Genomic DNA, 11,878 nt, shown 5'->3' on the forward strand with positions numbered 1-11,878 from the left:
GGTTGCCCAGGCTACGGGCGTACCCGACTGGCCTGGAGCGCCGACGCGGACGAAGTCGCCTACATTGCAGATACCGTCGTTGCCGTGCCCCACCGGATGCCCGCGGCCGGCTTTCCACTCGGAGCTACAACTATGGAAGTCGAAATTGCGACAATTGGCGGTTACGAGGCTGTAGGCCGACAGATGACGGCCGTCCGTGCAGGGGACGACGTCGTCATCTTCGACATGGGCCTGAACCTCTCGAAGGTACTGATTCACGACAACGTCGAGACGGAACGGATGCACTCGCTGGACCTCATCGACATGGGTGCCATCCCGGACGACCGGGTCATGTCCGACCTGGAAGGCGACGTGAAGGCTATCGTGCCGACACACGGTCACCTCGACCACATCGGCGCGATTTCCAAGCTCGCCCACCGCTACGACGCACCCATCGTCGCGACGCCGTTCACCATCGAACTCGTCAAACAGCAGATCAAGAGCGAGGAGAAGTTCGGCGTCCAGAACGACCTCGTCAAGATGGACGCCGGCGAGACGATGTCCATCGGCGAGCGCAACGAACTGGAGTTCGTCAACGTCACACACTCCATCATCGACGCCATCAACCCCGTGCTTCACACGCCGGAAGGCGCAGTCGTCTACGGGCTCGACAAGCGGATGGACCACACGCCGGTCATCGGCGACCCCATCGACATGAAGCGGTTCCGCGAGATCGGCCGCGAGGGCGAGGGTGTCCTCTGTTATATCGAGGACTGTACGAACGCGGGCAAGAAGGGCCGCACGCCCTCCGAATCCGTCGCGCGTCGCCACCTCAAAGACGTGATGGACAGCGTCGCCGACTACGACGGCGGCATCGTCGCCACGACGTTCTCCTCACACATCGCTCGTGTCAAGAGCCTCGTCGAGTTCGCTGACGACATCGGCCGCCAGCCGGTGCTGCTCGGTCGCTCGATGGAGAAGTACTCCGGCACCGCCGAACGACTCGACTTCGTCGACTTCCCGGAGGACCTGGGCATGTACGGCCACCGGAAATCCGTCGACCGGACGTTCAAGCGGATCATGAACGAAGGCAAGGAGAACTTCCTCCCCATCGTCACCGGCCATCAGGGCGAGCCCCGCGCGATGCTCACCCGTATGGGCCGCGGCGAGACGCCATACGAGCTAGACGACGGCGACAAAGTCATCTTCTCGGCCCGGGTCATTCCGGAGCCGACCAACGAGGGCCAGCGCTACCAGTCCGAGAAGCTCCTGGGCATGCAGGGCGCGCGCATCTACGACGACATCCACGTTTCGGGCCACCTCCGCGAGGAGGGCCACTACGAGATGCTCGACGCGCTCCAGCCGAAGAACGTCATTCCGGCCCACCAGAGCCTCGAAGGGTTCGCACCGTACGTCGACCTCGCGGAAAACATGGGCTACAAAGCCGGGCGGGACCTCCACATCACCCGCAACGGCAACATGATCCAGCTCACCGAGTAAATCGATGTCCGAACGCCATCAGCAGGTCGAAGACGCGATTGTCGCCCGACGAGACCGGGTCAACGACGCCCTCCCCGAGGACCTTCCGGTGCAGAAGCCGGACCACCTCTACGAGGCGTCGCGTTACCTGCTGGACGCGGGCGGGAAACGGCTCCGCCCGACGGTCCTGCTGCTGGTCGCGGAGTCGCTGCTCGACGTCGACCCGCTGACGGCAGACTACCGTGACTTCCCGACGCTCGAGGGCGGGCAGGCCGATATGATGTCGGCCGCCCTCGCTATCGAGGTCATCCAGACGTTCACGCTTATCCACGACGACATCATGGACGACGACGCGCTCCGACGCGGGGTGCCCGCCGTCCACAAGGAGTACGACCTCTCGACGGCGATTCTCGCCGGCGACACGCTGTACTCGAAGGCGTTCGAGTTCCTGCTCGATACGGGCGCGGCCCCCGAGCGGACCGTCGAGGCGAACAAGCGACTCGCGACGACGTGTACCCGCATCTGCGAGGGCCAGTCCCTCGACATCGAGTTCGAGCAACGCGACGTCGTCACGCCCGAGGAGTACCTGGAGATGGTCGAACTCAAGACGGCCGTGCTGTACGGCGCGGCCGCCTCGATCCCGGCCACGCTGCTCGGGGCCGACGCGGAGACCGTCGACGCCCTGTACAACTATGGGCTCGACGTGGGGCGTGCGTTCCAGATTCAGGACGACCTGCTGGACCTGACGACGCCCTCTGAGAAACTCGGCAAGCAGCGCGGGTCCGACCTCGTCGAGAACAAGCAGACGCTGGTGACGCTGCACGCTCGCCAGCAGGGCGTCGACGTGGGCGACCTCGTCGACACGGACTCTGTCGAGGCCGTTTCGGAAGCCGAAATCGACGACGCCGTCGAGCGTCTGCGAGAGGTAGGGTCAATCGAGTACGCCCGCCAGACCGGGCAGGACCTCATCGCGAGCGGCAAGCAGAACCTCGAAGTCCTGCCGGACAACGAGTCCCGGTATCTGCTCGAAGGCATCGCGAACTACCTCGTCGAGCGCGACTACTGAGCGCTCCGACAGTCCGTTTTTCCCGCGTCCTTCGACCCTGAACAGTGCTGGTCAGCAACTAAGACCGGTCAGCCCCTAGGCAGTCGTGTGACTCGGTTCCTCCTCTACGGCGGCAAGGGCGGCGTGGGCAAGACCACAGTTGCGGCGGCGACCGGTCACCGGCTGGCAACAGCGGGCCACGAGACACTGGTCGTCTCCACCGACCCCGCACACTCGCTGGCCGACGCCGTCGAAACCGACGTCGGCGGCGACCCGACGGAAATCAAGTCGGGGCTATGGGGTGTCGAGATCGACCCACAGACCGGTATCGACCGCTACCGGTCGCTGTTCGAGGCGCTGGCGTCGGAGTTTGCTGACGCCGGCATTCGGATGGACGAGGACGAAATCGCCGACCTGTTCACGACCGGCGTGATGCCCGGCAGCGACGAACTGGCGGCCATCGAGGGCATGGCGACGTACATCGAGAGCGACCGCTGGGACCGCGTGGTGTTCGACACTGCGCCGACCGGCCACACGCTCCGCCTGCTCGACCTCCCGTCCGTGATGGACCGCGGCGTCGCGACGGCGATGGACCTCCGGGATCAGGTCCGCCGGAAGGTCAACACCGCCCGGACCATGATGTTCGGCCCGATGGCGAACCGGCGCGACGACGGCCCGGACGACTTCACCGCGATGCGCGAGCGGATGGAGCGGGTCGGGATGGTCCTGCGGGACCCCGAACAGACGGCGTTCCGGGTCGTCACGATTCCGGAGACGATGGCCGTCCGCGAGACGGAGCGCTTGGTCGGGAAGCTCCGGGAGTTCGAGGTGCCGGTGACGACGCTGGTCGTGAACAAGGTCATCGAGGACGCCGGCGACTGCCAGCGCTGTCAGGGCAAACAGGCGGTGCAGGAGGAGGCGATAGCACAACTCCGGGAGTCGCTGCCCGACCTTGACGTGTGGACGATTCCCGACCAGTCCGGCGAGGTGACTGGTCTTAGCGCGCTGGAACGGGTCGCGGGCTCGTTAAGTGCTGTGGAGTGACCACTCTCCGTTTGCGGGTGACCCGTCGTGCGTAGAATACACGATTCGTCTGCAAACTTAACAACCGGAAAACACATACCGCCATAGATGAGTTGCTTGCGTGATGAATATTCGTCCGTTTCTTGCGGTGTTTCTCATCATCACTGTCGGTATCGTAGCTTCACTACTCCTGTTTCCCACCCTCTCTGCCCACAGCGGCCCGCCCGATGTAACGACGACTGACAAGCCGACGCTTGATCCATCTGTTCCAGCCCCATACCAAGGAACAAAAGCCGAACCCTCTGTCATCATCCAGGTCGGTGAAACTGGGAATGGCTTGCCGATTCAGGTTTGGAATGCTAGCCCGATGAATCGAACCGTATCCGTCGAGATAATACACAATGACAGTGATTCCTCAGTCGTAACCCGGACAGAAACACTCCCACCGAACGGGACACTTTGGTTGGAAATCCCGTCTCCAGGGTACCTCCTCACAGTGACGGACGAATCAACACAGACGACTGGAACGTACCCAGTAACAACTGACCATTTCGACTGTAATTCCCGGTTTGCAGAAGTCCGTATCGATAGCAACGGAACAGTTGGTTCTCGGACTGTCTCCACAAGTATGGGCTGTTGACGGTGCTCGCTGTACTAATCAGTGTGTCTGCACCCTGTACTGAATGAAGCGAATCGTTGCAGACCAAGGAGCTATGTGAACCGTTTGCTGACACCCTGCCCCAATAGCTAGCCGAACCCGACGGCGTTTTGACCCTCCCAGTCGCAGGTCCCGGTAATGGACGACGAGCTGCGAGACCGAATCACGGAGGCGGCGGAGACGAACGCGCTCCTCAACGCGGTCAAACACGACAGCGAGGCACAGGTCGGGGCGATCATGGGGCCACTCATGGGCGAGAACCCGGAGTTCCGCGAGTACGGCGACGAGATTCCGGGCGTTATCGCCCCGGTCGTCGAGCGGGTCAACGGCATGGATGCCGAGGAACGCCGTGAGCGGCTGGCGGAGTTAGCGCCGGACAAACTCGAAGAACTGGAGAGCGAGGACGAGGGCGAGGACCACCCGCTGCCGGACCTGCCCAACGCCGACGAGTACGATACCGTCCGGATGCGGGTCGCACCGAACCCCAACGGCCCGTGGCACATCGGCCACGCGCGGATGGCCGCCGTCGTGGGGACGTACAAGGAGCGCTACGACGGGGAGTTCATCTGCCGCTTCGACGACACCGACCCCGAGACCAAGCGGCCGGATCTGGACGCCTATGACGCGATTCTGGACGCCATTGACTATCTGGGCTTTGAGCCCGACGACGTAGTCAACGCCAGTGACCGGGTCGAGACGTACTATGAGTACGCCCGCGAACTCATCGACAGAGGCGGGGCCTACACCTGCTCGTGCCCGCAGGGTGAGTTCTCCGATCTGAAAAACAGCGGCGAAGCCTGCCCGCACCGCGAGAAGGACGCCGAGACCACGCGCTCGGAGTTCGAGGCGATGGTCGACGGCGAGTACGACAGCGGCGAGATGGTGCTGCGGGTCCGGACCGACATCACGCACAAGAACCCCGCGCTGCGGGACTTCGTCGCCTTCCGGATGGTCGACACCCCACACCCGCGTGCGGCGGCCGAGGAGTACCGCTGCTGGCCGATGCTGGACTTCCAGAGCGGGCTGGACGACCACCTGCTTGGCGTCACGCACATCATCCGCGGCATCGACCTGCAGGATTCCGCGAAACGCCAGCAGTTCGTCTACGACTACTTCGACTGGGAGTACCCCGAGGTCATCCACTGGGGCCACGTCCAGGTCGACGAGTACGACGTGCCGCTGTCCACGTCGAGCATCGCCGAACTCATCGCGGACGGCGAACTCGCGGGCTGGGACGACCCCCGCGCGCCGACCGTCGCCAGCCTCGAACGGCGCGGCATCCGCGGCGAGGCCGTCGTCGACGCGATGATTCAACTGGGCACGTCCACCTCCAACGTCGATCTGGCGATGTCGTCGATCTACTCGAACAACCGCGACCTCATCGACGACGACTCGGACCGGGCGTTCTTCGTCCGGGACAGCGACGACCATGGCGGCCTCGTCGAGCGCCAGGTCGTCGGCGGTCCGGACGCCGGCGAACCGCCCCTGCATCCGGACTTCGAGGAGCGTGGCCGCCGTGAGATTCCAGTGACCAGTGGCGTCGTGGTCGAGGGCGACGACCTGCCGGACCACGGCGCTCGCATCTGGCTCAAGGGGTACGGCTGTGTCCGCCACACCCGCGACGCTTTCGAGTACACCGGCGACGACATCGACGCCGTCCGCGAGGAGGGCGTCGACGTGATTCACTGGGCACCGGCTGATGGGCCACAGGTCCGCCTCCGGACGATGGACGGCGACGTGTCAGGCGTGGCCGAACCGGGACTGCGCCACTACGACGCCGACGAGGTGGTTCAGTTCGAACGCATCGGCTTCGCCCGCCTCGACGAGGTCGCGGACGACCCGGACACGGAGTCCGTCGCGTACTTCACCCATCCCTGAGGCCGCCGTCACGACGACTCTGCGGTCGGTTCTTCGCCCTGTGTCTCGATCTCGACGCCGCTGAACTCGAACTGGGCGCCGCCGTCCTCGCTGTCGGTAATTTTCAGTTCCCAGCCGTGGGCCTCGGCAATCGTCTCGACTATCGACAGGCCGAACCCGGTGCCGTCATCGTTCGTACTGTAGCCCGATTCGAGAACGGCGTCGCGCTGGTCCGGCGGAATCCCCGGGCCGTCGTCGGCGACGTAGAAGCCGTCCGGCGTGGCTCCGAGCGTTATGGTGACCGCCCCTGCCCCGTCGGCCGCTGGCCCGGATTCGGGAGTAGCACCGTCTCTGCCGTGTTCCACAGCGTTTCGTACGAGGTTCTGGAACAGTTCGACGAGACGGTCGGGGTCGGCCAGTACGCGCTCCGGCGGGTCCCGAATCCGGCGCTCGGCCGCGCTCGTTGGCGCGGCGTCCCACGCTCGAGCGAACGTGTCTCGGAGCGACACCGGTTCGGGGTCGCCGATGTCACGCCCCTCGCGGGCCAGCGTCAGGGTGTGGTCGATGAGCGTCTCCATCCGATTGAGGGCGTCCGTTGCGGCCGTTATCGACTCGCGTACGTCCGCCGAAGCGTCCTGTGACGCCAGTTCCAGATGGCCGCTGGCGACCTGCAAGGGGTTCCGGAGGTCGTGGCTGACGAGGCTGGCGAACTCGTCCAGCCGCTCGTTCTGGAGTTGGAGTTGTCGCTCCCGCCGCTTCTGGTCGGTGATGTCCGTGATGACGGAGACGCTACCGACCACAGAACCACTGAGGCCGCGAATCGGGGCGGCGGCAAGACTCACGTCGACACGGCTCCCGTCTTTTCGCTGGAGTTCCGTTTCGTGGCCCGCCAGACGCTCGCCCTCGAGTACCTGCGCGTGAAGTTCGGCGGTCTGCCGTCGGTTCTCGGCCGGGATGACGGGGACTGTTTCGCCCAGAACCTCGTCGGCAGACCAGCCGAACAGCTCTGTCGCGGCGGGGTTCCAGACTTCGACGACCCCGTCGGTGTCCGTCGCAATAATCGCAAGCGGGGCAGCCTCGACGAGCGTCTCCAGACGCTCGGTCGTCACTGCGAGTTCGGACTCGATTTCCTTTCGCTGTGAGATGTCACGGACGATGCCGACTCGGCCGGACTCACCGCTGGCCAGTTCGATGTCCGCCGCATCGACTTCACAGGGGACCTGTTCGCCGGACGCGGTCCGGATCAGGAACTCTCCCGGCTCGTCGTCCATCGGTTCGGTTTCCATCTGTCCCAGCACCGTCTCGAAGCGTTCGCCGACGAGACTGTCCTCGACGGTACCGACCAGTTCGGCGAACGGGTCGTTGTACGTGACGAACCGGTCGTGCTCGTCGAGGACGTAGACGGGTTCGCTGACGCCCTCGAAAATCGTCTTGTACTGCGCCAGCCGCTGTTCGCGCTGTTTCCGCTCCGTGACATCCCGGAGGACGACGAGCCGGCCAACGAGTCCATCGAACCGGTCGGTAAACGGTGACACTTCTAGTTCGACGAACCGCTGCTGGCCGTCCACGGAGAGCGCGAGTTCCGACCAGTCTGACTGTCCGTCGTCGTCGACCGTGACTTTGTCCCAGGTCGGGATGACGGCGTCTACTTGCTGGCCCACGAGCGTTTCCTCGGGGCCAGCGAGGAGGGTCTCGGCCGCTGGGTTCGCGTGGCTGATACAACCGTCGACGTCCAGAACGAGCGTTCCATCGCCCATCTGCTCGACGATGGTCTCCTGGGCGGCTGGCACCGGGTCGAGTGTCTTGAACGTGTAGAGCCCGGTCGTCATCGCTATCCCGGAGACCCCCCAGGCGAAAATCGTGGCGTCTTCGGGTATCTGTAGGAAGTACTGCTGGGTCAGCGCAATGGTCCAGGGAGCCAGCGCCGCGACGAGGACGGCAGCGGCCTGTGTTCGGTACAGGTGTCGCGAGCGGACGAACAACTGAACGAGAACGATTGTCCCGGCGAGCGCCGCAATCAGAATCGTCGCCATGTGGGCGACGAACACCGCTGTGAGGCCGGTCCCGGGCGTCACCACCAGCGACCCCACGGAGCCGCTGGGCGGGAGGTCGAACAGCGATACGCCCGGAAAGACGAACACGGCCATCAGCATCAGTAGATCAAGCGACAGTAGCCCGACGGCCCGGCGCGTCACCGCCCGGTCGAAGTCGGCGTACTGCAACGCGGCGTGCAGCCAGGAGATGGCGACTGCACCCTGCGCGATGGTCGCGACCTGTCGGGCGAGCAACTGGGTCGACAGCGTCGTCGCGGTGATGTCGACGGCGTAGCTGGCAGCACCGACTGACAGAGCGAGGTGAAACACCACCATCGGCGTCCCGCCAGGGTCCTCCCGCTTGCGCCACGCGAGCAGTGAAAACACCGCGGAAAGGCCCGTCAGGACCCACAGGGCCGTCACGAAGCGGCCGTACATCGTTCCAGTAACGATACTCCTATTCCCACTTCATCTTATCGATAGATGGGTATTATTAGTAAAAAAAAATACGCTTGCCTGTAGTCGGTCTCCTCATTACCCGAATCATGCCTTCTAACTCGACTGGGGCTACTTGCAGTGGTTATTTTAAACTCTCGATGAGCTGAATTACTGTTTGTTGTCATATACCATGGTTAGTAAGACTTTTTACGAACTGCAACACTAGTGTCAAATGGTCACGAGGTGATGGCCAATGGCACTGCCAACAACCACACCGAGTTCCTGGATGCGCGGTCTTGACCTCCCGTCCCGCCTACTCGAAACCGGTAGCGACGACTACGAACTATATGAAGAGGACGACGAGTTCGTCCTCAACGTCGAGCTCCCGGGCTTTGACGTCGAGGACATCGACGTCTCCTGGGACGACGGCATGTTGAACATCGCCGCCGAACGTGAGGACGAACAGCGCGGCGAGCGTCGGACGTACCACCGACGCTTCCGGTTCCCGAAGCGGGTCGACGACGAGGGTATCGCCGCGAACTACACCAACGGTATCCTCAAGGTGCGCCTGCCCGTCGAGGTAGGCGCGACGGCCCGCGGCAAGCAGATCGAGGTCGAAGGCTGACCGTCGGGCCACAGGCGTACCGCCCGAGAACCGAGCTTTTTCGCTTCGTTCAGAACGATGCAACTGACTGTCAGGCCACTCAAGAACAGAGAGCCGGGGAGTGGGATGGCAGTCATCGACCGGCAGGCTCCGGCGGACAGCGAGTTCAGCAGCGGTGACTTCGTTCGCCTGCAGGAACGCAGCAGTGACCAGTCGGCTATCGCGACCGTGTGATCCAGCGACTGTGGTGGCACTGGTCGGTGCTGAGGCGTCGTTGGACGCCCGCGATGCCGACGCCTCGCTCGACCACGGCGTCGAGAGCGAATAGCGTCGGGCTTATGTCCGCGACGGCCCGACTGTAGCCCGTGACAGATACCGCTCCCGAGTCGGTAACCGTCCAGCGGGATATCCCGTTCCACGAGATGGACGGCGTGACGCTGACGCTTGACCTGTACGACTCGCCAGCGGCCAGCGGCCCGAAACCGGTTGCCGTGCTTGTCCGCGGTGGCGCGTTCAGGTCCGGCGACAAGGGCGAGTTCGCACGGCACGCACTCGACCTCGCGGCGGACGGCTTCCTCGTCATTGAGCCCCAGTACCGCCTCGCGCCGGAGTGGACGTTCCCGGCGGCGTTGGTCGACGTGAAAGCCGCTATCGAGTGGGCCAGAACGGAGGGCGAGAGCTACGGCGCGGACACTGACCACATCGTCGGCGTTGGCCACTCGGCGGGCGCGAATCTCGTTGTCTTGGCAGCTCTGACGGCGGATGAACCCGGTTTTGAACCCGAGCTGTACCCCGGCGCGTCCTCGGGACTGTCGGCTGTCGTCGGCTACGCCGGCATCTACGACTTCCACGCACTCGATAACGCCGCTGACGACGAAGCCGACGCGCCCCACCGCGCGTATCTCACCGGCGGACCCGACGACGAACCCGCGGCCTACGACCTCGCCTCGCCGGTCGGGCAGGTGAACACCGACGCCCCGCCGACGCTGTTGCTCCACGGGACCAACGACGACGTCGTCCCGCCAGCCCAGTCCGAGCTACTGGCCGACGCGCTCGGGCCGATGACCGATGTCGTCCACGAGACGGTGCCGTCGGATCACGGCTTCCCCTTCCACGGGGCGAACTACGATGACGTGTACGAACGGACCGTCGAGTTCATCCGGCGGGTCGGAGTCGGCGGTCCGGATACCGGTGACGCGGCCGGTGCAGGCGAGAGAACCGGCTTGCCCGGCGGCAACCTGCCGGGACCGGCCGACCGTATCGATGATCTCGGACCGGGGGACACTCGGGGCCCGGATCGCCGCGACGGCCCCGGATTCTGACGGTCAGGTCGAAAAGTTAAGTAGCTCCCAAAAGTGAGATAAGATACCAATGGCCATAGATCCGGAGTTCGAGGAGAACCGCGACGTTGTCGAACAGCACGACGGACACGACGTTTGGGGGCCGGTCGACGAACCCGAGGAACTGGGTATCCACGGGACACACGTCGCCGTCGACTTCGATATCTGCATCGCCGACGGCGCGTGTCTGGAGGATTGCCCTGTCGACGTATTCGAGTGGGTCGACACGCCGGATCATCCGGAGAGCGAAATCAAGGCCGACCCCGCCCACGAGGAGCAGTGCATCGACTGCATGCTCTGTGTCGACGTGTGTCCGGTCGATGCCATCGACGTGGACCCGGGCCGCGCCGGTCGCATCTGAGCTATCGGACCCCCTGTTTCCGCGGGATTACAGCATTCCACACCCTAAATATAAACGCCCCATAGCTGTCAGGCTGTCGTCATACAGCGTGTTACCTGGATTCTACAACCCCTGAGACAGATACGCCTACCTGTCATACAGATTTGTAAACATACATTTATTATAGATTCTTGTGTGAGATACACTCACGAGGGTCGTGATACCATGCACACAGTCGTTATGACGAAAGGCGTTCCGGACTTCCGCGAGGGACAGGTATCGTTCGACGAGGATGGCCATCTCGAACGCGGGAAGACACCGACGGTGATGAACCCCAACGACAAGCACGCGCTTCGGGCGGCGTTCCAGACGAAAGTCCGCAACGGGGGGCACGTCTCGCTGATGAGCATGGGGCCGCCGGGATACAAAGAGGTCTTACAGGAGGGGATGCGGGACGTGTACGCTGACGACCTGTACCTCCTCTCGGACCGCGAGATGGGGGCCGCGGACACCTGGGCCACGGCGATGACCGTCGCCACCGGCCTGCAGAAACTAGCGGAGCAGCCCGACCTGGTGTTTGCCGGGTTCAAAACTGCTGACGGCGAGACGGGTCACACCGGCCCACAGACCTGCTGGTGTCTGGACTGGCCGATGATTACCCACGTCGTCTCGCTCGACATCGACGAGGACGCCGGTACCGTCCGGGCCAAGCGGCTGGTCGATGGCGACATCTCCGAGATCGAGACGGTCGAAGCGCCGATGCCGTGTTTCATCGTCGCTGACCCCGAGTTCGAACCGACCTACCGGAAGGCGAGCCACCGGCTGAACCACAAGGACCTCCGCGAGGAGACCCAGAAGCGGGCCGAAGAGTACGAGGACTATCTCACGGTCTGGGACCACGAGGACCTCAATCTCGACCCGGACTACATCGGTCTCGACGGGTCCCCGACCATCGTCTCCGGCGTCGACCCGATTCCGAAGGCTCCCTCCGAGCGTGAGGCGACGATTATTGAAGCCGACGACAGCGAGGCGCTGGAGCCGATACTGGACGAACTTACGCCGTACGCGGTAGGTGACTGACC

Annotated in this window: 10 protein-coding genes; 9 read left to right on the top strand and 1 reads right to left on the bottom strand. The window is 63.9% G+C overall.

The window, feature by feature from the left end:
- Positions 1–132: 132 nt before the first annotated feature.
- From HAH_RS04085 to HAH_RS04100, 4 genes are all read left to right on the top strand, one after another.
- A complete protein-coding gene (locus tag HAH_RS04085; RefSeq protein ID WP_014039766.1) occupies positions 133–1,479 on the top strand; it encodes a ribonuclease J in 1,347 nt (448 codons plus the stop codon).
- Between the two features lie 4 nt (positions 1,480–1,483).
- Positions 1,484–2,524 carry a geranylfarnesyl diphosphate synthase gene (gene idsA3, locus HAH_RS04090; protein WP_014039767.1) on the top strand — a complete coding sequence of 347 codons (1,041 nt, stop codon included), beginning with the start codon at positions 1,484–1,486 and terminating at the stop codon, positions 2,522–2,524.
- Between the two features lie 87 nt (positions 2,525–2,611).
- Positions 2,612–3,547 carry an ArsA family ATPase gene (locus tag HAH_RS04095; RefSeq protein WP_014039768.1) on the top strand — a complete coding sequence of 312 codons (936 nt, stop codon included), beginning with the start codon at positions 2,612–2,614 and terminating at the stop codon, positions 3,545–3,547.
- Between the two features lie 775 nt (positions 3,548–4,322).
- Positions 4,323–6,062, top strand: coding sequence for a glutamate--tRNA ligase (locus HAH_RS04100; RefSeq protein ID WP_014039769.1), 1,740 nt, complete (start codon positions 4,323–4,325; stop codon positions 6,060–6,062).
- Positions 6,063–6,070: 8 nt separating this feature from the next.
- Here the strand turns inward: HAH_RS04100 and HAH_RS04105 are convergent, their stop codons facing one another.
- On the bottom strand, positions 6,071–8,512 hold the full coding sequence (locus tag HAH_RS04105; protein WP_014039770.1) for a PAS domain S-box protein: 2,442 nt from the start codon (positions 8,510–8,512) through the stop codon (positions 6,071–6,073).
- A gap of 253 nt (positions 8,513–8,765) precedes the next feature.
- Between HAH_RS04105 and HAH_RS04110 the strand changes: the two genes are divergently transcribed.
- The 5 genes from HAH_RS04110 (at position 8,766) to HAH_RS04125 (ending at position 11,876) form a co-directional block, all read left to right on the top strand.
- Complete coding sequence (locus HAH_RS04110) at positions 8,766–9,137, top strand: Hsp20/alpha crystallin family protein (protein WP_023843159.1); 372 nt, start codon at positions 8,766–8,768, stop codon at positions 9,135–9,137.
- Positions 9,138–9,194: 57 nt separating this feature from the next.
- Positions 9,195–9,350: a hypothetical protein gene (locus HAH_RS19675; RefSeq protein WP_014039772.1), complete on the top strand. Its 156-nt coding sequence runs from the start codon at positions 9,195–9,197 to the stop codon at positions 9,348–9,350.
- Positions 9,351–9,481: 131 nt separating this feature from the next.
- Entirely contained in the window at positions 9,482–10,438 is a 957-nt protein-coding gene (locus tag HAH_RS04115; RefSeq protein WP_014039774.1) for an alpha/beta hydrolase, read from the top strand.
- 49 nt (positions 10,439–10,487) lie between these two features.
- Positions 10,488–10,817, top strand: coding sequence for a 4Fe-4S dicluster domain-containing protein (locus HAH_RS04120; RefSeq protein ID WP_004593526.1), 330 nt, complete (start codon positions 10,488–10,490; stop codon positions 10,815–10,817).
- Positions 10,818–11,021: 204 nt separating this feature from the next.
- Positions 11,022–11,876 carry an electron transfer flavoprotein subunit beta/FixA family protein gene (locus HAH_RS04125; RefSeq protein ID WP_023843160.1) on the top strand — a complete coding sequence of 285 codons (855 nt, stop codon included), beginning with the start codon at positions 11,022–11,024 and terminating at the stop codon, positions 11,874–11,876.
- Positions 11,877–11,878 lie beyond the last annotated feature (2 nt).

Source organism: Haloarcula hispanica ATCC 33960, assembly GCF_000223905.1.
In the GTDB taxonomy this organism is placed as follows: Archaea; Halobacteriota; Halobacteria; order Halobacteriales; family Haloarculaceae; genus Haloarcula; species Haloarcula hispanica.